We start from the raw sequence: 20,815 nt of genomic DNA on the forward strand, positions 1-20,815 counted from the left end.
CTCGTCGACGCGCTGCCGCGGAGCGCGGCGGGCAAGGTGCTGCGCGCGGCTGCGCGAACTCTAGACCAACCGAGCCGCTCGCTGCGAAACGTAGGCTGCCAGATGCGCGGGCGATTCAAACAGGTCCGCCCGTATCTCCGTGTCGGGGATGCTGACCTCGAATCGCTCCTCGAGGAAATGCACCAGTTTCACCAGACTGATCGAATCCAGCAGGCCGATCTCCAGCAGAGCGGTCCCGCGATCGACCGGCCCTCCGCCGATTTCAGCCACCATAGCGGAGATATACTCGATTATCGGTTGTTCGATATCGTTCATGGTTCGGCCCCTTGTGCAGTCAGCATATCAGCCAATTTCATCGCGACCTGAAATGAAATTCGACAACACGGGAGGACGACGTGGGCGAAACGCGTCCGCTGGGCGAACGGGAACAACTGCTCAACCATTTGCATGTCCGTCGAGGGCTGATCACCATGCAGGTGCTGCATGTGCGCGGCCACCTCGATCCGGCGCTGGTGCGGCGCGCGCTCGACTGGCTACAGGCCCAGCACACCATTCTTCGCGCGCATATCCGCTACGGCAAGATCATCTGGCGACCGCTGCCGCCCTTCGCCTATCGCCGGCGCTGGTTCGACACCGAGGGCACCACACAGATCCCGTTGACGGTGCTCGACGACGCCGACCCGGACGCCTGGCGCAAGGTTCTCGCCGACGACATGCGCGCACCGATCCGGAAGGGCAACCATCCGCGCCTGCGGACGACGCTGGTGCGGCAGTCGCCCGACGCCCACCTCAATCACATCCTCATCTGCGCCGATCACGCGACGCTCGACGCCCGGTCCGCCAACATGTTCGCTCGCCAGCTTCTGGAATTCCTCGCCGACCCGGCCACGGCGGAACTGAAACCGCCGATCGACACGGCCCTGCCCCCGCCGATCGAGGCCGGTCTGCCCGATAAATCCGGCAGCGGCAAGAAGACCGGCGCTGGAAACAGGACCGCCTATAAGCCGGCCATTCGGCTGCCGAAGCAGAAGATACGCAATCCGAAGAAGGAAACGCGAGTACTGGCGCGTCACCTCGAGCCCACCGTGACGGCAACACTCGCGGATGCCGTCAAAACCAACCGAACGACACTGCACGGTGCGCTGACGGCCGCCTTCCTGCTCGCGATACACGAGCAGTACGGGCTCGACGTCATGACCGTGTTGACCACGGTCGACCTCCGCCGCCTCAGTACCCTCTCGCTGCCGCAGGAGACCTACGGCTGCTACGCCGACATCGTGCGCACCGAGCACTCCGTAACCGACGACTTCTGGGCAACCGCCCGCGACGCCTCGTTCAAGATGATCGCCACGCTGGCCAAGGACCCGGAATCCGCCTCGATCCTGAAGTTTCCCGATTGGGAGGTGTATCGGCACGAAGCCGTGCCAACGCTCCGGAACAGACGACGCCTCGATGGACTCGCGGTCACCACGGCAGACGAGTCCGGCCTCCGAACCGGCTACGGCGCCTACACACTCGAGGACATCACCAGGGCGGTTTCACTCGACGTGTTCGGCTCGTCGCTGTTCGTGATCGCCAACGAGCGGCTCGGTGGCCTCGACCTCGACGTCGTGTACACGGCAATCGCGATGAACGAGGAAGACGTGCGATTGCTCACCGACAAAGCGGTGGCCCGGCTCGAAAGCGCTGGATGAGAACGCACTGATACCAGACCCCGCGAGAACGTGAGCAGCCGCGACGGATATGCGGCGGTCGGCGCGGCAACCTCCTCGTGGCACAGCGGGCACAATGAACCGGGTGAGAGCCTTGCAGCCGACCCCCGGCGCCCACGACCACTCCCCCGGCAACCAGGACCGGGTCTCCATCGACGACGTCCGCGCGCTCCGCGAGCAGTTCTTCGACTTCATGCTCGGCTACAAATTCGCCATCGACGAGATCACGACCAAGATCAATATCTTGCGCGAGGACTTCAACAACACGCACGAGTACAACCCCATCGAGCACGTGGGATCGCGGCTCAAGTCACCCGAGAGCGTGCTGGAGAAGGTTCAGCGCAAGAACTATCCGATGAACCTGGCCTCCATCCGGGAGAACGTGCTCGATATCGCCGGGGTCCGGGTGGTCTGCAGCTTCATCTCCGATATCGCCCTGATCCGGGACATGCTGGTCGGGCAGGAAGACATCACGCTCCTCGAGGAGCGCGACTACATCACCCACCGCAAACCGAACGGCTACCAGAGTCTGCACCTGATCGTCTCGATCCCGGTGTTCCGCTCCAACCGCACCGACCGCATGCCGGTCGAAATCCAGATCCGCACCATCGCGATGGACTTCTGGGCGAGCCTCGAGCACAAGATCTACTACAAGTACAGCGGCGAGGTCCCCTCGAACCTGCAGAGCGACCTGGCCCAGGCCGCCGAGGTCGCCGCCCAGCTGGACGAGAAGATGGAAGCCCTGCACAGCCAGGTCGACCGCACCGCGGACACCCAGCACAGCCCGCTCGACTCACTCGACCTCAGCAAGCTGTACGGCCTCACCGCGGACCCCGCCGACACCCCGCCCGGCCCGCGGATAAGCCGGCCCCGGCCGCGGTGAGTGGCTAGCTTCCCAGCGGAAGCTGTCGCCACTGTTGGAGTATCTGATCGATGGTGTGTCCGGACCAGGTCATCACCACCACGAACCGGGAGTAGGCGGGGTCCGGGAAGAACGTCCATACCGGGGGATGGTTGATGTCACGGCTGTAATCGGTGCCGGCGCAGGTGACGACCAGGGCAGGTTGGGCCTGCTCCGGATGGGGCAGAGTCTGGGAACGCCGCTCGCACAGCCCGAGATCGAAGAACTTCGAGACCAGTGCATCGAGACCGAGAGCCGCGTGCGCCGATCCGGCGCGGTCCATGACATCGACCTTCAGCGGGTTGACGCTCTGGTCCCCCATCGGGACCAGACATGAGATGCGGGCGTAGTCGTGGTCGGGCGGCTGTTCCGTGGAGCCCGGGTCGTTCTGTGTGCAGGTCGTCCCGTGCCAGCCGGTATTGGCGTTCATACCGCCGATGAGTCCGGGGAATGCCACCGCGGCGGGGGCGTGCCGGGTGTCCCATCCCGATGCGGTGCCGGGCGGCGGGACCGGGGCGGCCGCATCGGTTTCGCGCGAGGCATCGAACAGATCGGTCCCCAGGACCAGGTAGGCGACCACCGCGAGAATCACCACCACGGCCCCGGCGGCCACCGGCAGCGCGCGGCGCGCCGAAACTCGAATACCTCGTGAACTACGCTGGGGTGTTCGGCTTTTCGACGCTTCCGGTACGGCTGGGACATCGCTTTCCACCGGTCGGGCCCGCTGCACCGCGGCGATGAACTCGCCACAACTCGGGAAGCGATCCGCCGGTTCCTTGGCCAGCGCCCTGGCGAACACGGGATCCAGCGCCGCCAGCTCCGGCAGTAGATCCCCCGGCAGCAGCGGCGGTGTGTGCACGTGCGCGTAGGCCAGGGCGATCGGACCGGTCACCGGGAACGGCGGCTGCCCGGTCAGCAATACGAACAGACTGCATGCCAGGGAGTACTGGTCGGACCGGTGATCGACGGCCCCGCCGGAGACCTGTTCCGGCGAGATATAGGCGACCGTCCCGGTCATCGAACCGGTTCTGGTCAGACCGGTGGTCGCGTCGCGCAGCCGGGCGACACCGAAATCGGTCAGCAGCACCCGTTCCGGGCGGCCCGGCTCGGGGACGGTGATGAGAAAATTCGAGGGCTTCACATCCCGGTGCAGCACTCCGGCCTGATGCGCGTAGTCGAGGGCATCCGCGATCTGCGTGCCGATCCGGAGCACCCGGTCGGGATCGGCGTCGGTGATCGCGCCGGCATCGGTCCCGTGCACGAATTGCATTGCGATCCAGTGGATATCGCTGGTAATCCCGCGATCGAAGATGGTCACGATATTCGGATGGTCCAGCCGGGCGGTGAAATCGGCTTCGTGTTCGAACCGCTGCCGAGCCTCCGGATCGGCCTTGGTCGGATCGAGCAGTTTCAGTGCCACCGCCCTGGGCAACCTGGGGTCCTGCGCCAGATAGACGATGCCCCAACCGCCCGCACCGAGTTCGCGGTCGATGATGTAGCCGGCGAACGACTCACCGGCCTCGAGCTCGATCATCGTTCCCTTCCGGTCATCTCGGGCGCCCCTGTCCACATCCGACCGGCCTCGACGCCTGCGCCGACCCTACCGCAGGCCGGTCGGCAGCGCGTCCGACGGTTCGTCGAACTCGATTGACGACGAACGAGTTTCGCCGGACTCCGCGCTCGTTCGGTGCCGCGTTGAACCGACGTTGAACCGACGTGAAACACACCCGGACAGGATGGACACCGACCCACCATCAACCCGGTGGGAAGTCCAGACCTGTTCGGAGCAACAGGTTTTCGGGAGGAGAAACACATGATGAAGTCCACGATCGGCCGCGCGGGGGTGCTGTGCAGCGGGCTCGCGGTGGCAGCGGCGACGGTTGCGGTCTCGACGGGCACGGCGTCGGCCGCCGACAATGGCGGCTGCGGTGGGCCCGGTTACGCCTACGTGTGCATCAGCAGGAACGGCGGCACCGTCGACTACACCGGGCACACCGATTTCGCCAACGGCGCCACCGGCACGATTCACCTGTGGCTGTGGGATTACACCGAGAAACCCGGCGGCGTAAGGGTTTTCACGACCGATTTCCCGGCCGCGACCGGTCCGCAGGACTACCGTCCCGGCGGCCTGGCCAACCCGGCTCCCGGACACGACTACAAGGCGGAGATGCGAGTGGACTGGGGCGGCAAGAAGGTCGACGTCTACCTGAGCCCCGATATGTTCGCCTGATCCCGCCGTACCCGGTCACCCGCCGCCTGCCCGGTGGCCGGGGTGCCGCGTCCGATCGGAAGAAGTGGACGGCATCGTCGGCATATCGGTCGGCCCGCTCGCCCGAGTATCCCGCGTCTGCGGCAGGGTGGTCGAGGTGAGTTCCGATCGGATGCGCGGCCGCGGGCCGGTCGGCGGAACACTGTCCGATCCCGCCGTGTGCAGCGCCCGTTCGATCGCTGCGACGAATTCGGTACAACTGTCGAATCGATCGTGCGGCTGTTTCGAGAGCGCTCTGGCGAACACCGGATCGAGCGCGCCCAGATCCGGACGGACGTCGCTGATGGTTCGAGGTGGTTGCTGCACGTGCGCGGCCATCAGCGCCAGGGCGTCCCGCATCGGGAATACCTGATGGCCGGTCAACAACTGAAACAGTGTGCAGGCCAACGAGTATTGATCCGAGCGATGGCCGATCGGCGCCCCGGACACCTGCTCGGGCGAGACGAAGGCTCCGGTGCCGATGACGGCTCCGGTCTTGGTGAGGTGCGCGGTGTCCTGATACAGCCGGGCGACACCGAAATCGGTGAGCACCACTTGCTCGGGACCTCCGTGTCCGGGAGCGAGCAGGATATTGGAGGGTTTGACGTCGCGGTGCAGGATGCCCTCGTCGTGTGCGTAGTCCAGGGCGGCGGCGATCTCGGCGCCGATCCAGGTCGCCCGCTCGACGACCAGCGGGACGATCACCGCGGATGCGTCGGTGCCCGGGACGTACTGCATGGATATCCACATGACACCGTCCTCGACGCCGCGGTCGTGAATGGTGACGATGTTGGGATGCACCAGGCGGGAAGCCAGGTCGCCTTCCCGGATGAATCGCTGACGCGACTCCTCGCCGCCGGCATTGTGGGTCAGCAGCTTGAGTGCCACGAATCGAGGCAGCAGCGGATCCTTCGCCAGGTACACCGTCCCCCAGCCACCGGCGCCGAGACGGCGTTCGATGGTGTACCCGGCGAATACCGCGTCGGGCCGCAGATCGGTCAGCATCCCGGTGTTCCCGGCTTTCCGGCCGAACGCTCTTCGATCCTCGTGAAACTCATTGTCGTGGAGCCGATCTGGATGGTGTCCGCGTCCTCGAGCACCCTGGCCTGATCGATGCGCTCGCCGTTGACGGCGACGCCGTTCGTGGAATCGAGATCACGGATGACGAGTCCGACCGGGTTCTGCGAGATTTTGGCGTGGTAACGGCTGACCTCGACGTCGTCGAGCGCGAGATCGTTGTCGGCCATGCGTCCGATCTTCAGGCTGGTCGGGCCGATGTCGACGAGCCGGCCGTCATCGAGCCGGAGTCGTCCGGTGAGCCGCTGCGGATCGCGGGCCACGGTGGGCGCCACCCGAAGCGGGTCGGCCGGTGGCTGCGGTCGCGGGCTCACCGGCTCCTGGTTGAGGATCTTGCGTTCGAGTTCGATCAATGCCGGGCCGAGGGAAACCCCCAGCTCGTCGGCGAGGATTCGGCGTACTCGCCGAAGCGTTTCCAGCGCGTCGGCCTGCCGGTCCCGCCGGTACTGCGCGGTGGCCAACTGCGCCCACAGGGGCTCGCGCAACCGGAGCGCTCTGTCGTGTGTGAGGGCGGTGAGTTCACCGATGAGGTCCGCACTCGATCCGCACGCCAGATCGGCATCGATCCGGGCCTCCAGGCAATTCCAGCGCCCCTCGTCCAGGACCAGGCTCGCGCTGTCGGCGAAGTCGAACCCACGCAGGTTCGACAGTGGGGCTCCGCGCCATTCGGCGAGCGCCACGCGATACAGCCGCGCGGCCTCGGCATGATCACCGGCCGCGGATGCGGCGGCGGCAGCGGACCTGGCCGATTCGAAACGCCCCAGATCGCAGTGGGCGTCATCGAGAGCGAGCCGGTAGCCTGCCGCGTCCGAGGCAATCACGGCGGCGTCGTCCACGGATTGGCCGCGCAACTGGCTGCGCAGTTTCGAGACCAGCACGTGCAATCGTGCCGGCGGAGCCTGCGCCGCGTCGCTGCCCCAGATCTGGTGGATGAGCTCATCGGACCGCACGACCCGATCGCGATTCAACATGAGCAGGGCCAGCATGGCCGATGGATTACGACCCCCGATCGCAACGGTGGCATCACCCAGCCGCAGCTCGACCGGGCCCAGCACTCGAAGGTCGACCCGAGCCTCCCCGCTCAACGGTGCACCTCCTCGACCACGCCGTAATCGTACAGCGGTCGAAACAATGAAAGGAAGCCGCGGGAGCTGCCGCCCATGACCTGTTGCGGGACAGCGTGGTCCGGCGACGAGCACTGCGGCGGACACCGGAACGTACCGATTCCGAACGGATTCCACCGAACCGGTGAGAGGGCCGGGCCGCGGGTCCGAGCGGGCCACCAGTGAATTGCGTTATGGGACAGGAGGTCCCGCATCCCGTCGTTTGCGATAGACCGTTCGGGCTCGAACTCCGTTGTGCGATGCGCCGAGGGGTTCGCTTCGCACGACGGCCGCCCCGATACGCGGGCACGCGCGGTGCACCCGAGCCGAGTCCAGCGGCCGCGACGACGCTCGAGTGCGCTCGGGGACCGCCTCGGCCGACAGTTCGAAAGCGAACAGCCGCAGCAGATCATGGTATCGATAGCGGCCCGGCGCAGGCGACTGCAACAGCCCGAGATCGACCAGTTGCTCGCAGATCTGTTCGGCCACATGCGGTTCCCGCTCGAGTACCTCCGCCGCCGCTGCGGCCGACAGCTCCGTGACCGCCGGAATCGCCAGCAACACGAACGCCCGTGCCGCCTCGGGCGCGAGCTGACGATAGCTGTTCCGGAAAGTCGATTCGATCCGCACGTCACCGACGACCAGCTCGCCGAGCCTGCGACGCTCATCGGCCAGGCGCTGTGCGACCGCGGCCATCGACCAGCCGGGCCGAGCGGCCAGGCGTGCGCCCATGATTCGCACCGCGAGCGGGAGATGTCCGCAGGCCGCGACGATCCGGCGAGCGGCGGGCGGTTCCGCGGCGAGCCGACGCGCGTCCACCATGCTGCCCAGCAGTTCCAGCGACTCCCCCGGTGTGAACGCCGCCAACGGCACCAGGCGCGCGCCGAGCAGCCCGACCATGGCGGCTCGGCTCGTGACGAGCACGGTGGCGGTGGCAGTGCCGGGCAGCAGCGGCCGGACCTGCTCGGCGTCCAGGGCGTCATCCAGTACCAGCAGCAACCGCTTGTCGGCGAGCAGGCTGCGCCACAAGGCCGCTCGCGCACCGCCGTTCGACGGAATCTCGTCCTCGGCGACCCCGATCGTCCGCAGCAGCGAGCCGAGCACGGCGTCCGGTTCGACCGGACGGCCGGCACTACCGCCGAGCTCGACGAACAACTGCCCGTCCGGGTGACTCTCGCGCGCCCGATGCGCCAAATGTACTGCGAGCGTGGTCTTTCCGATCCCTGCCATACCTGTTATCGTCAGCAGCCCCGGGCGGTCCGCGCGGTCGTCCAGATGCCTTTCGAGTCCCGCGACCAGCGTGTGCCTGCCGACGAAATCGACCACGTCGACGGGCAATTGGGCAGGCGGCGGCTGGGGCCCGCGCCGGACCTGCGCGCGATCCGGCAGGGCCGGTGCCGGTGCGCCCGGGAGATCCGCGCGGAGGATCTGTCGTTGTGCCGCATGCAGATCCGGGCCGGGCTCAACCCCCAGTTCGTCATCGAGCAGGCGGCGGATCCGGGTGTAGACCTCCAGCGCTTCCGACTGCCGCCCGCAGTGGTAGAGGGCCAGCATGCGCAGCGCGTGCGGACGTTCGCGCAGTGGGTGGGCATGACAGTGCGCGGTCAACTCGTCGATCATCTCGCCGGGCCGGCCGACGGTCAGCAGCGCTTCGAACCGATCCTCCCGCACGGCGAGCAGCCGTTCGGTCAGCCGCGCACGCGCGGCGACGACGCCGGGACTGCCCAGTCCCAGCAGCGGCTGCGCTCGGCACAGCGAAAGCGCCCGATCCCACAACCCCACGGCCGCAAGACAATCGCCCGCAGCGCGGGCCTGTCCGGCGCTCGCGACGGCCTCCTCGAATGCCGTCAGGTCCAGTTGTCCGGGCGCGAGATCCAGGCGATAACCGCGATTGAGCGAGATCAGCGCATCGGCGTCACCGAAGGCCCGACGCAACCGGGCAGCGTAGACCCACAACGACCGTTCCGGAGCCTTCGGCACGTCCACACCCCAGACCGCGTCGATCAGCTGATCGATACTCAGCGGCCGGCCACCGGCCAGCAGCAGCGCCGCCAGCATCTCCCGCTGCTTGGGCGTGCCCAGATCCAGCTCGGTCGGCCCGCGCCAGCCGCGAACGGGCCCCAATACCTCGAATCTCATCGCTGCCCGACTTCCCTGTGCCACGGTTCGAGGCTCGCGCAACTCCCTTGCCGGACCCCTTTCCGACGACTTACCAGCATCCGGGCCACCGATACGCCGGAACGGCCACCACCACGGACGACGACGAGACCCTGCCGCGCTGTCGATACCGAGCGGATACGGCGGCCGGGTCAGCTGCCTGTTGCTCGGGCGAAGCGTTCGCTCCAGTCGGTCAGCAATGCGGACAGTTCGGGTGGTGAGCGGACGGTGAAATCGGCTCCGACCATGCCCAGCGCATGTGCGGGCCATTCGAGTTGATCGACTTGCATGCGCATCACGCAGCGGTCGGGGGCGACGGGCTCCAGTTCGGCCCAGCGGCCGATCACCGAACGTGCGGTGTCGACGCCGGTGTGCAACAGGACTTCGACACGGTAGGGCGTGGGGAGGTTGTCGATGCGGGACCGCAGGAAGGTGGCGGCGTCCGCGGCCGGGAGTTCACGGGGGCGGAACCGGGCTCCGGTGGTCCGGGGGTGGCTCAGTCGGTCGAGCCGGAAGCTGCGCCAGTCGTGCCGATCCAGGTCGTAGCAGATCAGATACCACCGACGGCGGGCGGAGACCAGCCGCAGCGGTTCGACGTGGCGGGCCGATGCCTTGCCGTCCGCGGCGAGGTAGTCGAATTCGAGGCGTTCGGTGTCCCGGCATGCCTGGGCCAGGACGACCAGCGCGTCGGGGTCGATGACCGGAACCCGTTCGGGCACAGGCTCTTCGGTGGATTCGGTCATCGCGCGCACGGCGTCGACCCGGCGGCGCAACCGCGGCGGCATCACCTGGACGAGCTTGGTCAACGCGCGCACGGACGATTCGGCGATACCGGAGACCGCCGAGTGCGCGGCGGATTGCAGTCCGAGCGCCAGTGCGATGGCTTCCTCGTCCTCGAGCACCAGCGGCGGTAACGCCGCGCCCGCGATGAGCTGGTACCCGCCGTCCACGCCGCGCTGCGCGCGAACCGGGTAGCCGAGCTCCCGCAGCCGGTCGATATCGCGACGCAGGGTGCGGATCGAGACATCCAGCCGATCCGCCAATTCGTCGCCCGGCCAGAAGCGGTGCGTCTGCAACAACGAGAGCAGCCGCAGCATCCGCAAACTGGTGTCTGCCATCTTTTTCTCGGCTCCGGTTGATTCAGGACAGAAACTGACACTAATTACTCATAGCGTAGGGGACACAGCAACGAAAGACGATGAGAGGAACGCCATGACCAGCACCGCACCCGCCTCGACCACACTCACCGGTGAGCGTGCCGAACTGCTCGAAACCTTGCGGACCCACCGCGACTTCCTGCGCTTCACGACCCGCGAACTCACCGACGAGCAGGCGGCGCGGCGCACCACGGCGAGCGAACTGTGCCTGGGCGGGTTGATCAAGCATGTGACGGCCGTCGAGCACGGTTGGGCCGAGTTCATCCTGCACGGTCCCGCCGCACTGACCGGCGGCAAGGACTTCATCGACTGGACCGAAGAGGATTACGCCGTGCGCGCCGCCGAGTTCCGCATGTTGCCGGGCGAAACACTGGCCGGTCTGCTCGCCGAGTACGACCGGGTGGCCGAGCGCACCGATGAACTCGTGGCCACACTGCCCGACCTCGACGTTTCGCACCCCTTGCCGCGGGCTCCGTGGTTCCAGTCGGACGCCGGCCGCTCCGCACGCCGCGTTCTGCTGCACATCATCGCCGAAACCGCCCAGCACGCGGGCCACGCCGACATCCTCCGCGAATCCCTCGACGGCGCCAAGACCATGGGGTAGCGCGACGACCCCGGCCAGATCCTTCGAACCCCTTGCACGACAGCCTATTCGGAGCGATCTGACGCGGCAACGGCGACCGGGTACGGGTGATGACATCCGAACCACCTACGGGTAGCCGAGCAGATCGGGTTGTTCACTGCGACCGGTGCGCAGGCCGGACTGGCCGTCACCGGTCGCTGAATCGAATCAGCCTCCGGCGGAAGGCAATTCGGCGGAAGAAACGTTCGCCTCCGGTTCGTCTCGATCCACGGATTCGAGGAATCGAGTCAGCATGGCGGTCACTGCCTCGGGTTGTTCCAGTGTGCTGGTGTGGCCGCAGTCGGGGATCAGGTGATACCGGGCGCCGGGGATCAGGGCGACGATGCGCTGGGAGCGGTCGGGCGGGGTGGCGTGGTCGTCCGCACCGACCGCGACCAGGGTGGGGACCGTGATCGCGGATATCTCGTTCTCGACCGAGACCCGATCGGCCACGCCGAGGACGGCGCGGCGGATACCGGAGCGGTCGCAGCGGGACAGCCGCGCGGCCCACTCATCGATCACGGGCCGGCGCGAGCGGTCGGCGCGTATCGATGGACCGAACAGGTGCGGTGCGATCAATCCGCGGATCGGCCGCACACCGAGCCATAGCAGAGCGCGGGCCAGGCGCTTGTATTCGCCGATCTTCGCGGGTACTTCGGGGCCGGCACTGGTGTCCAGGAGGGTCAGCGAGCGCAGCAGCGCGCCATGGCGGGCGGCGAGGCGCAGGCCGACGAAACCGCCCATCGACAACCCGACCCAATGCACCGGACGCGGGTCCAGTGCGCGGATCAGCGCCAGCGCGTCATCGGCCAGGGTGTCCATGTCGTAGCCGTCGGGGGTGGCGGGGGTGCCGCCCTGGCCTCGCCAGTCGATGCTCACGCATCGGTAATGCTCGCGCAGGGCCTGGATCTGCGGCCCGAACATCCAGCCGCCGAACAGCAATCCGTGCCCGAACACGATGGTGGCGGCGTCCGGACGGCCGGGCGGGACACCGGTGTCGGTGTACGCGATGGGCACGCCGTCGATGGCGATGGTTGGCATGATCTCCTCGTTTCCGGCCGCGATGTCGCGGCGCTCACACCGTCACCGACAGCAGCGCCGGTCCGCGCACATTGATCCGGCCGTTCCAGCGCACCTCGTCCACTTCGGCGGACGGGAAGCGGGACACGAAGCGCGGGAACGTGATTCGCGCTTGCGTCCGGACCAGGGCGGCGCCGAGACAGCGGTGGATGCCCGCGCCGAAGGTCACGTTGCGGGCGGCGTCGGGCCGGTCCAGCCGGAGCCGGTCCGCGTCCGCGCCCCAGAACCCGGGATCGCGATTGGCCGCCGCCAGACCGGCCACCACCCAGGAGCCTGCCGGAATCTCGTTGTCGCACACGCGAACCGGCGTCACGGTCACCCGCCGCATGAGATGTACCGGGGTGTCGTAGCGCAGCAGTTCCTCCACCGCGTTACCGGCCAGCTCCGGCTCCTCGCGCAGCAGCCGCGCCTGGCCGGGGTTGCGCAGCAGGGCCAGGATGCCGGTGGCGAGGTGGTTCACCGTCGTCTCGTGCCCGGCGATGTAGAGCAGCATGATCTGCGCCACCAGTTCCTCCTCGCAGAGCACATCGCCCTCGTGCTCGGCGGCGATGAGCCGGGTGAGCAGGTCGTCACCGGGATTGTCGCGTTTCCAGCGGACCAGATCGGCCACCATCGTGCGCAGTTCCGCGTCGGCCGCCCGGATCCTGGTCTGCAGGGCCGGATCCGCGAGTGGTTCGAGGGCGAGCACCAGGACGGCGGTCAGTTCGCGCAGGCGGGTGCTCTCCAGCACCGGGATGCCCAGCATCTCGGAGATGATCGTGAACGGCAGCGGAAATGCCAGTTCCGCAACGATATCCGCCCGCCCGGCCGCCGCGATCCGGTCCAGGGCCTCGTCCACGTGTGCGTGCACCCGCGGTTGCAGGACATCAACGGCCCGGGGCGTGAACGCCTTCGAGACCAACCGCCGCAGCCGCGTGTGATCGGGCGGATCCTGATCCAGCATCGACAGCCCGCCCATGATGCGGTTCCCCCTGCCGAGCCGGGCACTGTCGCTCTTCCAGGCGGGCAGTCGGGTCAGATGCCGTTCGTCCACCGACTGGATCGAGGAACGTTGCAGCGCAGTCACATCCGCGTATCTCGACACCAGCCAGAAACCGAGCGGATGTTCGTGCGCGGGGGCCTCGTCGCGCAGCCGGGCGTAGTGCGGATAGGGGTCGGCGCCGAAGTCCGCGGCGAACGGATCGAATACGAATGTCTCGGTCATGGCGGCTCCCGTTCAGGATTTGGCCAGTTTCACGTTGCGCATGGTGACCAGTGCTGTGGCACAGAGGATTTCGCCCCCCGGATCGACGGAGAAGACATCCGCCGCCGCGACCGTCAGCAGTGCGCCGGGATTGACCACCCGGCCGCGAGCCAGCACCGTCGCGCCCTTGGCCGGTGCGAGGATCTTCACGGTGTAGTCGATGGTCATGTTCACCCAGCCCGGCTGGAGCAGCGTCCCGGCCGCCGAACCGGCCGCGAAATCCGCGAGCGAACCGAGCACCCCGCCCTGCAGGAATCCGTTGTGCTGGGTCAGTTCCGGGCGATGCGGTTGCACGATCTCGACGTGCCCCGGCGTGATCGCGCCGAAGCCGAATCCCAGATGCCGGGCGGCGGGCATGCTGAGCACCGCCTCTCGCACCGTCCGCGCGAAGTCCGGATTGGTCGCTTCCCAGGTCTGCACGCGTCAGCTCCTCCGCTGCGGTTCGGTGGCTTGCCGCGGCGAGGGCTGCTGCGGCCAGGTCTCGAATTCGGCCGCCAGATAGTGCCTGCGCGCCGCCGCGCGCATGATCTTCCCACTGCTGGTCTTGGGCAACCGGCTCGGCAGCGTCAGCAGCAGATCGCCGAGGGACAGCTCGTGTTCGCGCAGGACCGCTGCCCGGATCGCGCCGAGCACATCGGCGGCATCGGCGGTGTCGATGTGCTCACGCCGCATCTCCTGCACCACCACCAGCCGATCGGTCTCGGCGCCGGGCACCGCGAAGGCGGCGCATCCGCCGGTCCGCAGGGCGGGGTGCGCGGCCTGCACGGTGAGTTCGATGTCCTGCGGATAGATGTTGCGCCCGCGAATGATCACGATGTCCTTGCGCCGCCCCACCACGTACAGCTCGTCCTCCAGCACCAGCCCGAGATCTCCGGTGCGCAGGAACTCGCGTCCGGGATCATCGGCGCAACGGGCGTGGAAGGTTTCGGCGGTAGCCAGGTCGTGCTCCCAATAGCCTTGTGCGACATGGTCTCCGGACAACCAGATCTCGCCCACTCGATCCGGCGGGCAGATCCGTCCGGTCTCCGGATCCACGATGCGCAGCACCTCGCCGCGCGGCGGCCGACCCGAGGCGACCAGTGTGCGGGAGCGGTCCCGCGCCGGAGCGTAGCGCCGTTGCGCCAGAGCGTCGGGATCGACCTCGATGGTGTGCGCTCCGGCCCCCTTCACACTCCCGGCGGCCAGCAGGGTGGCCTCCGCCAGCCCATAGCAGGGATACAGGGCCTGGGCTCGAAATCCGTACGGGGCGAAGGCTTCCGCGAATCGGCTCAGGGTATCCGCGCGGATCGGCTCGGCCCCGTTGAAGGCGACCTGCCAGCTGCTCAGATCCAGGCCGGGTTCCGGTTCGGCCCCCGCCGCCAGGCGCGCGACGCAGGCGTCGAAGGCGAAATTCGGTCCGCCGCTGGTATGTCCGCGATACCGGGAGATCGCCGAGAGCCACAGCAGCGGGCGACGGATGAACGTGGCCGGCGCCATCTGCACACCGGTCGCCCCCACGTACAGCGGTTGCAGCGCATTGCCGATCAGGCCCTGATCGTGGAAGAACGGGGCCCAGCCGACCAGCGTGGAATCGCGGTCGTGCCCGAAGGAGCGCCGGATCATCTCCTCGTTGGCGACCAGATTGCGATGCGTGACCATGACGCCCTTGGGCGCGGCGGTCGATCCGGAGGTGTATTGCAGGAACGCCGTCGAATCCGGTTGCGCCGCAACGACCGGACCGCTGTCGATGCCCGGCAGCAGGTCCACCCCGATCCAGTGCTCCGCCGGACACCACGGCTCCGGCAGTGCGCGCAGCAGTTCGACTCCGGCCCCGAGGGCGAGCACCGCGGCCGGTCGGCAGTCCCGCACGATGGATCGGGTCGCCTCCGGAATTCCGGTGTGACGCGGCGGATTCAGCGGCACCGCAACGATTCCCGCGTACAGGCAGCCGAAGTAGGCGACGAGGAATTCGGGACAGTTCGGGAAGATCAGTAGTGCGCGATCACCGGGTGCGCAGCTCGCGACAAGTTCGGCGGCCACCGCGAGCGCGCGGCGATGCAGCACCCGGTAGCTCAGAACGGTACTCTCCGTACCGTTCTCGTCCAGGAATACATAGGCGGTGCGGTCGGGCTCCGCCGCGGCGCGACGCGCCAGGATGTCGGGGAGCAGCTCACGGTCGGCGCTCACGATGCCCTCCGCACCGTCACCGGCAGCTCGGTCAGCCCGCGCAGGATGAAACTGTCTTCCTGCCAAAGCAATTCGTCCGTCAGCAGGGTCATGCTCGCCGAATGCCGGTACAGGAATTCGAACACCACCCGCGCCTGTAGTTCGGCCAGCAGACCGCCCAGGCAACCGTGCATGCCGTGGCCGAATGCCAGATGGCCCGTCGCATCGCGGGTGAGGTCGAATTCGTCAGGGCGTTCGAATGATTCGGGATCTCGGTTGGCCGCGCCCAGGCATACCAGCACCTGATCACCCGCGTGCAGCGGCTGTCCGCCGATCTCGACGTCGCGTGTGGCCAGCCGTTTGGTCAGCTGTAAGGGGCAGTCGTAGCGCAACGCCTCGGTGACCGCGGCATCCACCAGATCCGGGTGCGACCGCAGCAGCGCGTCCTGATCGGGATGCCGCAGCAGGGCGAGCACGCCGTTGCCGATCAGCGATTTCGTGGTCTCGTTACCGGCGACGAAGCACATGATGCAGACGAAGATCAGCTCCTCGTCGCCGAGCCGGTCACCGCCCGCGGTACCGGCGTCGAGCAGTCGGCTGATCAGGTCGTCGCCGGGACGCAGCCGACGCTCGGCGATCACCTCCGACAGCGCGGCGGCGAACAACTCCACCACCTCGCGCACCCGGGCGAAGTCGGCCGCTTTCATCATGCCCGGCTCCAGCAGGAACCGGATGTCGTGCGTCCAGGACCCGACCTGCGCACGCAGTTCCGGCGGCAGCGCCATCCACTCGCACAACACCGTGATCGGCAGCGGCGCGGCAAGATCCGCGATCACGTCCAGCTGTCCGCCGGCCCAGGCCGGTTCCATCAGGCGTGCGGTGACCGCGCCGACCAGGGGCCGCAGTTCGGCCACCGCGCGGCCGGTGAACACCCGGTTGACCAGTCCGCGCAGCCGCGCATGGTCCGGATTGTCGGTGAAGACCAGGGATTTGCGGCCCAACCGCCCGATCCGGTCCACCCCGTCCTGTCCCAGCCGCGCGGCCTGCTCGTCCACCAGCCGCGGGATCAGGCCCGCGCTGAACGTCCGGTCGTGCAGCACCGCGCGCACGTCGGCGTGCCTGGTCAGCACCCACATTCCCAGCGTCCGGTGCACCGGATGCGTCTCGCGCAGTTGGCGATACATCGGATACGGGTCGCGGCGGAACTCGGCCCCGAAGGGATTGAACCGGACCCGGCCGGACGAGACGGTCATTCCGGCCGCCCCGCGCGATCGGCGAAATACTTCCCCGAATAGGGTCGCAGCACAATCCGGTACAGCCCGATCTTGCCCATCCGGAAGCCCAGCGCCGACTGCGCCAGATAGCGCCGATACCGATCCACGGTCTCGATGCCGACCAGTTCCGTTGCGCGCGTGCGGTTCTCCCGCAATCGCGCGGCCCACTGCGCGCAGGTCCAGGCGTAGTCGAGACGCTCGCTGGTCATCGATCGGATCTCGAATATGCCCTCGGCGGCAGCGGTGATCTCCGCCGGTGTCGGCAGATCGGCGTCCGGGAAGATCTCCTGCTGAATGAAACCGCTGGCCTGCTCGCGAGACATGTTGCCGTAGGCGATGGTCTGCAACGACAACGTCCCGGAATCGGTCAGCCAGTCCCGGCAGCGGGTGAAGAAGTCCCGGTAGATCCGGATCTTCGCGGCACTCGAGTCGTCCGGACGGGCGAAGTGCTCGAAGGCCCCGATCGAGATGATCCCGTCGAAACGAGTGTCCGGCTGGTAGTGCAGCCAGTTCTCGGTGCGCACCTCGACACCCGGAAGACCCTGCGCGCGAACGTGATCCGCCTGTTCTGGGCTCAGCGTGAGACCGACCGAGCGGGGTACCCGATACCGTTGCGACGCCTCGCGCAGGATCGCTCCCCAGCCGCACCCGATATCGAGTACGGCCTGGGCCCGGTCGGCGTCGACCGCGTCGAGGTGGTACCGGAGTTTGCGCTGCTGCGCGGTCTCGAGGGTGTCGTCGGGATGCTCGCGCAGCGCGCAGGAGTAGCTGAGCGTGGGATCCAGCCAGAGCCGGTAGAAGTCGTTGCCGACGTCGTAGTGGTGCCGGATCGCGGCCGCCGCGGCGGCGTCCCGGTCGGTGCCGGTCGGTGCGACCATGGTCAGGCCACGCTCGGTGTGCTCTGCTCGTGCAGATAGGTGGCGACGGCGTCGAGGTTGGGGTGCTCGTAGAGGTCCTCGGGCGACAGGTCGATGCCGTAGCGATCCTCGACCTCGATCAGCAGCGCGACGGCCAGTGCCGAGTCGACGCCCAGCCGGTCGAAGTCGGCGGTCGGGTCGATGCTCCGGGCGGGCACCTCGAGCAGATCGGCCAGGTACTCCTGGCACCAGGCGACGATGGCGTCCTTACTGGTATCCACGATGGTATTTCCTTACGCTGCTGCCGCGTTGCCTGCGGCGGTGGTTTTTCCGGAAATTCGTTTGGCCGCCATGCGTTCACCGGACGGCAGTTCGAGATCCCATGCGAGCCCGAACAATTCGAAGGCCTTGATGAGCCAGTAGCCCGGATCGAGGCGGTACCAATTCAGTCCGAAGGACGGCGAGGTCGGGAAGGCGTGGTGATTGTTGTGCCACGATTCACCGAAGGTCAGCAGGGCGAAGATGCCGCCGTTGTGGCTGTTCTCCCGCGATTCGTAAGCGCGGGTGCCGAACATGTGCAGGAAGGAATTGATCGCCCAGACGGTGTGCTCGAGCAGGAACATTCGCGCGAATCCGCCCCACAGCAGTCCGGCCACCGCGCCGGTCCAGCTCATCGTGAGCAGTCCGCCCAGCACGGTGGGGATCAGCAGCCCCAGCCCCACCCACCAGTAGTAGAGCCGGGCCACCCGGACCAGCGGCCGGTCCTTGATCAGGTCGGGCGCGTAGTGCACGACGTTGGGATACGCGTGTCGGCGCATCCACAGGAAATGCGAGTGCATCAGCCCGCGCAGCCGCCCCGGCCAGCCCGTACCAGAAAGGTTGGGCGAGTGCGGATCTCCCGCGCGATCGCTGTACTCGTGATGCCGCCGATGCAGCGCCACCCACGACACCACCGCCCCCTGCCCGGCCATCGAGCCCGCGATCGCCAGCCCCGAGGCCACCCACGGCGCGGCCTTGAACGTGCGGTGCGTGAACAACCGGTGGTAACCGACCGTCACGCCCAGTCCGGTCACCATCCACATCACGAACAGCAGTGCGAATTCGACGATCCCGAACGGCCGCACCAGCAGGAAAGCCAGAGCGCCGACCGTCCCGAATATCGGCATCACATCGAACAGCAGAAAATGCCTGCGCTGCAACCGGTGAATATACGGACTGTCGATCGTCTTCCGACGCGGCGCACGCTTCCCGGCCTCGTCCCCGGAACCCGGGGAACCGTCCGGATCATGGTCTGTGGTCATCTGCATCCAACACCTTCACGAATACCGGAACCGGTTCTCGCCCGGTCGATTTCGACGGTAACGCCGATCGGGCCCGGTCCCGGCTCCGTACGCGTCTGCCGATCGGCGGATCGGAATTCCTTATCTACCGTCCGGATGACACCGAGCAGGGTCTCGTGATGGCGCTAACCGAACTTCCCCGCACCTACCGGCGCGTTCATCGCCCGGCCACTTTCAGCAGGATCTTGCCGCCACGAAGGAGATGCCGCACCGCGTCCTGGATGTGCTCCAGGGGGTACACGCCCGCCACGGGGACGACAAGGGTGCCGTCGGCCACCAGCGGTGCCGCCTCACGAATGACAGGCACCACCTTGTCGCGGTAGTCGAAGTCGCCGACAAAGAATCCGCGAACGGTGAGGTGCTTGCCGACCAGTGTCGAGGTGTCGACCCACATGGGCTCGTCCCTGGCCCAGGCATAGCTGACCAACCATCCACCGTCGGAAAGCAATTCGAGCAGCCGCCGCACCACTGGACCACCGACGGCTTCCACTGCCAGCGCCACTCGCGCGTCGCCGATCACTGCTCGAACATCGCCGACCGCATCGCGGTCGTCGACGTGGACCACGTCGGCCCCGGCTGCGGTGAGCTCTGCGAACGTCGCGTCGTCACGGGCCAGGTTGATCGTCTTCAGCCCACGAAGTTTTGCCAACGCAATCAATGACCGTCCCACACCGGAGTTCGCGGCGTTCTGAACCACCCAGTCACCGGGCTGCAGGGGGGTGCATTCACTGAGCATCAAACCTGCCGCCGGGGGGTTGCTGCCCAGCATCGAGTACTGCTCGACGTTGCCGCCGGCGGGGAGTGCGAACAGGCCGTCGGCGGGCACGACGAGCCGCTCACGCCACGCACCGGCATACAGGGGTAGCACGACCAGATCGCCGACTCGAAGTCCATCGACCTCGGCGCCAGTGGCAAGAACGCGCGCGACGCCCTCCGCGCCCGGTATGTGCGGCAGGGATGGCCGCGCCAGCATGCCGGCGACAACCAGCAGGTCGTGCTTGTTCAACGGCGAGACCTCGACGCTCAACAGAACCTCATGCGGGCCCGGTGGCGGCGGCTCCTCGATGTCGACGACGCGGAGTACCTGCGCGGGGTCGCCGAACTGTTCAATCTGGATGGCGCGCATATTGATCCCTCTCCATCGAAGGCTGGGCCGCCGCGTGAGCCTGCCTGACGGATGCGCTCTCCACTGCCGGAGGAGAGACCGCCCCTTTGTGAGAGTTGGGGCAGCGTTGAAGAGGTTGATCATGCCCCCGCCGAACGACCGGCGGCCGAGCGTTACAATTAATTAGAGATGGGGAATCTCGAAATCACGGCGGATTGGCCGCGATTCGCCGCGTCGCCACCGAACGTTCCGAGATTCCCTACCAGAGGCCGAGTTCCTAAGCGGGCCGGTGGAAAGCGCCGTTCTGCACTCCAGCCGTGAAGGCGTCCCACTCCGACGGCGAGAAGACCAGTACCGGACCGACAGGATTCTTCGAGTCACGCACTCCGACCATCCCACCATCCAAGTGGGCGACTTCGACGCAGTACCGGCTGCTCATGCTGCGGCTGCTCTTGAACCACTTGGCTGCGGACACGTCAATACTCATACTCAACACTCCTTCGCAATCGCCTCGATGAAACTTCGGTGTCCTGCCCGAAAAACGCTACTCGCTCGATCTTGGCACCGCCAGTCCGCTCGAAGCGTGGAGCATTCCTTTATGCGTCCCCATTCCGTGACCTTTATGCAGCACCGTTTCGAGACCTTTATCTTCGTCAGCTCTCGACATGCGTGGAGACATTCGAGGTGATTCGATACATAAATTTCCGACACGAACAAGAATGGCCGATTTTCGGCCCGACAGTCCGTTCCCGGACATCGACCGGGTCGAATTCGGCCAGCCGCTCCGGATCGAC

20 protein-coding genes are annotated in these 20,815 nt (G+C 67.2%); 4 read left to right on the forward strand and 16 right to left on the reverse strand.

All coding sequences use genetic code 11. The features are described from left to right. Positions 1-60: 60 nt before the first annotated feature. Positions 61-315, reverse strand: coding sequence for an acyl carrier protein (locus tag NM2_RS32785; RefSeq protein WP_067677057.1), 255 nt, complete (start codon positions 313-315; stop codon positions 61-63). Between the two features lie 80 nt (positions 316-395). On the opposite strand from NM2_RS32785, the gene NM2_RS32790 reads away from it, so the two are divergent. Both NM2_RS32790 and NM2_RS32795 read left to right on the forward strand, forming a co-directional pair. Then, a complete protein-coding gene (locus tag NM2_RS32790; protein WP_067677059.1) occupies positions 396-1,694 on the forward strand; it encodes a condensation domain-containing protein in 1,299 nt (432 codons plus the stop codon). A 103-nt stretch (positions 1,695-1,797) separates the two neighbouring features. Further along, entirely contained in the window at positions 1,798-2,595 is a 798-nt protein-coding gene (locus tag NM2_RS32795; protein ID WP_369690348.1) for a GTP pyrophosphokinase, read from the forward strand. 4 nt (positions 2,596-2,599) lie between these two features. Here NM2_RS32795 and NM2_RS32800 read toward each other — a convergent pair whose 3' ends face one another. Next, positions 2,600-4,147, reverse strand: coding sequence for a serine/threonine-protein kinase (locus NM2_RS32800; protein WP_067677061.1), 1,548 nt, complete (start codon positions 4,145-4,147; stop codon positions 2,600-2,602). Positions 4,148-4,426: 279 nt separating this feature from the next. Between NM2_RS32800 and NM2_RS32805 the strand changes: the two genes are divergently transcribed. Further along, the gene (locus NM2_RS32805) at positions 4,427-4,843 is read left to right on the forward strand and encodes a hypothetical protein (RefSeq protein WP_067677063.1); all 417 of its coding nucleotides are present in this window, start codon (positions 4,427-4,429) and stop codon (positions 4,841-4,843) included. 15 nt (positions 4,844-4,858) lie between these two features. Here NM2_RS32805 and NM2_RS32810 read toward each other — a convergent pair whose 3' ends face one another. From NM2_RS32810 to NM2_RS32825, 4 genes are all read right to left on the reverse strand, one after another. Beyond that, a complete protein-coding gene (locus NM2_RS32810) occupies positions 4,859-5,866 on the reverse strand; it encodes a serine/threonine-protein kinase (protein ID WP_067677065.1) in 1,008 nt (335 codons plus the stop codon). Beyond that, positions 5,860-7,023 carry a BTAD domain-containing putative transcriptional regulator gene (locus NM2_RS32815; protein WP_067677067.1) on the reverse strand — a complete coding sequence of 388 codons (1,164 nt, stop codon included), beginning with the start codon at positions 7,021-7,023 and terminating at the stop codon, positions 5,860-5,862. The genes NM2_RS32810 and NM2_RS32815 overlap by 7 nt, the downstream gene beginning before the upstream one ends. Positions 7,024-7,233: 210 nt before the next feature. Continuing rightward, positions 7,234-9,180, reverse strand: a complete 1,947-nt coding sequence (locus NM2_RS32820; protein WP_067677069.1) for an AfsR/SARP family transcriptional regulator — start codon at positions 9,178-9,180, stop codon at positions 7,234-7,236. Positions 9,181-9,350: 170 nt separating this feature from the next. Further along, positions 9,351-10,316: a helix-turn-helix transcriptional regulator gene (locus tag NM2_RS32825; protein ID WP_067677071.1), complete on the reverse strand. Its 966-nt coding sequence runs from the start codon at positions 10,314-10,316 to the stop codon at positions 9,351-9,353. A gap of 94 nt (positions 10,317-10,410) precedes the next feature. On the opposite strand from NM2_RS32825, the gene NM2_RS32830 reads away from it, so the two are divergent. Next, positions 10,411-10,959: a DinB family protein gene (locus tag NM2_RS32830; protein ID WP_067677073.1), complete on the forward strand. Its 549-nt coding sequence runs from the start codon at positions 10,411-10,413 to the stop codon at positions 10,957-10,959. A gap of 186 nt (positions 10,960-11,145) precedes the next feature. Here NM2_RS32830 and NM2_RS32835 read toward each other — a convergent pair whose 3' ends face one another. The 10 genes from NM2_RS32835 to NM2_RS32880 form a co-directional block, all read right to left on the reverse strand. Further along, a complete protein-coding gene (locus NM2_RS32835; protein ID WP_067677075.1) occupies positions 11,146-12,018 on the reverse strand; it encodes an alpha/beta fold hydrolase in 873 nt (290 codons plus the stop codon). Between the two features lie 34 nt (positions 12,019-12,052). Then, on the reverse strand, positions 12,053-13,261 hold the full coding sequence (locus NM2_RS32840; protein WP_067677077.1) for a cytochrome P450: 1,209 nt from the start codon (positions 13,259-13,261) through the stop codon (positions 12,053-12,055). Between the two features lie 12 nt (positions 13,262-13,273). Then, positions 13,274-13,720, reverse strand: a complete 447-nt coding sequence (locus tag NM2_RS32845; protein WP_245718324.1) for a PaaI family thioesterase — start codon at positions 13,718-13,720, stop codon at positions 13,274-13,276. 3 nt (positions 13,721-13,723) lie between these two features. Continuing rightward, positions 13,724-15,466 (reverse strand): fatty acyl-AMP ligase, encoded by a 1,743-nt coding sequence (locus NM2_RS32850; protein WP_067677079.1) that lies wholly within the window; start codon positions 15,464-15,466, stop codon positions 13,724-13,726. After that, a complete protein-coding gene (locus NM2_RS32855; protein ID WP_067677081.1) occupies positions 15,463-16,698 on the reverse strand; it encodes a cytochrome P450 in 1,236 nt (411 codons plus the stop codon). The genes NM2_RS32850 and NM2_RS32855 overlap by 4 nt, the downstream gene beginning before the upstream one ends. Further along, a complete protein-coding gene (locus NM2_RS32860; RefSeq protein WP_067677083.1) occupies positions 16,695-17,597 on the reverse strand; it encodes an SAM-dependent methyltransferase in 903 nt (300 codons plus the stop codon). Before NM2_RS32860 ends, NM2_RS32855 begins: the two co-directional genes overlap by 4 nt. A 2-nt stretch (positions 17,598-17,599) precedes the next feature. Continuing rightward, a complete protein-coding gene (locus NM2_RS32865; protein WP_067677084.1) occupies positions 17,600-17,857 on the reverse strand; it encodes an acyl carrier protein in 258 nt (85 codons plus the stop codon). A gap of 12 nt (positions 17,858-17,869) precedes the next feature. Then, positions 17,870-18,877 (reverse strand): acyl-CoA desaturase, encoded by a 1,008-nt coding sequence (locus tag NM2_RS32870; protein ID WP_067677183.1) that lies wholly within the window; start codon positions 18,875-18,877, stop codon positions 17,870-17,872. A gap of 196 nt (positions 18,878-19,073) precedes the next feature. Then, on the reverse strand, positions 19,074-20,042 hold the full coding sequence (locus NM2_RS32875; RefSeq protein WP_067677086.1) for a zinc-dependent alcohol dehydrogenase family protein: 969 nt from the start codon (positions 20,040-20,042) through the stop codon (positions 19,074-19,076). 256 nt (positions 20,043-20,298) lie between these two features. Next, entirely contained in the window at positions 20,299-20,508 is a 210-nt protein-coding gene (locus NM2_RS32880) for a DUF397 domain-containing protein (RefSeq protein ID WP_067677088.1), read from the reverse strand. Positions 20,509-20,815 lie beyond the last annotated feature (307 nt).

This window comes from Nocardia miyunensis NBRC 108239 (genome assembly GCF_001613065.1).
Classification (GTDB): Bacteria; Actinomycetota; Actinomycetes; order Mycobacteriales; family Mycobacteriaceae; genus Nocardia; species Nocardia miyunensis.

Coding starts and splice junctions, on each gene's coding strand:
- NM2_RS32785 (WP_067677057.1), bottom strand. CDS start 315: ATGAACGATATCGAACAACCGATAATCGAGTATATCTCCGCTATGGTG.
- NM2_RS32800 (WP_067677061.1), bottom strand. CDS start 4,147: ATGATCGAGCTCGAGGCCGGTGAGTCGTTCGCCGGCTACATCATCGAC.
- NM2_RS32805 (WP_067677063.1), top strand. CDS start 4,427: ATGATGAAGTCCACGATCGGCCGCGCGGGGGTGCTGTGCAGCGGGCTC.
- NM2_RS32810 (WP_067677065.1), bottom strand. CDS start 5,866: ATGCTGACCGATCTGCGGCCCGACGCGGTATTCGCCGGGTACACCATC.
- NM2_RS32820 (WP_067677069.1), bottom strand. CDS start 9,180: ATGAGATTCGAGGTATTGGGGCCCGTTCGCGGCTGGCGCGGGCCGACC.
- NM2_RS32825 (WP_067677071.1), bottom strand. CDS start 10,316: ATGGCAGACACCAGTTTGCGGATGCTGCGGCTGCTCTCGTTGTTGCAG.
- NM2_RS32830 (WP_067677073.1), top strand. CDS start 10,411: ATGACCAGCACCGCACCCGCCTCGACCACACTCACCGGTGAGCGTGCC.
- NM2_RS32835 (WP_067677075.1), bottom strand. CDS start 12,018: ATGCCAACCATCGCCATCGACGGCGTGCCCATCGCGTACACCGACACC.
- NM2_RS32840 (WP_067677077.1), bottom strand. CDS start 13,261: ATGACCGAGACATTCGTATTCGATCCGTTCGCCGCGGACTTCGGCGCC.
- NM2_RS32855 (WP_067677081.1), bottom strand. CDS start 16,698: ATGACCGTCTCGTCCGGCCGGGTCCGGTTCAATCCCTTCGGGGCCGAG.
- NM2_RS32860 (WP_067677083.1), bottom strand. CDS start 17,597: ATGGTCGCACCGACCGGCACCGACCGGGACGCCGCCGCGGCGGCCGCG.
- NM2_RS32870 (WP_067677183.1), bottom strand. CDS start 18,877: ATGACCACAGACCATGATCCGGACGGTTCCCCGGGTTCCGGGGACGAG.
- NM2_RS32875 (WP_067677086.1), bottom strand. CDS start 20,042: ATGCGCGCCATCCAGATTGAACAGTTCGGCGACCCCGCGCAGGTACTC.
- NM2_RS32880 (WP_067677088.1), bottom strand. CDS start 20,508: ATGAGTATTGACGTGTCCGCAGCCAAGTGGTTCAAGAGCAGCCGCAGC.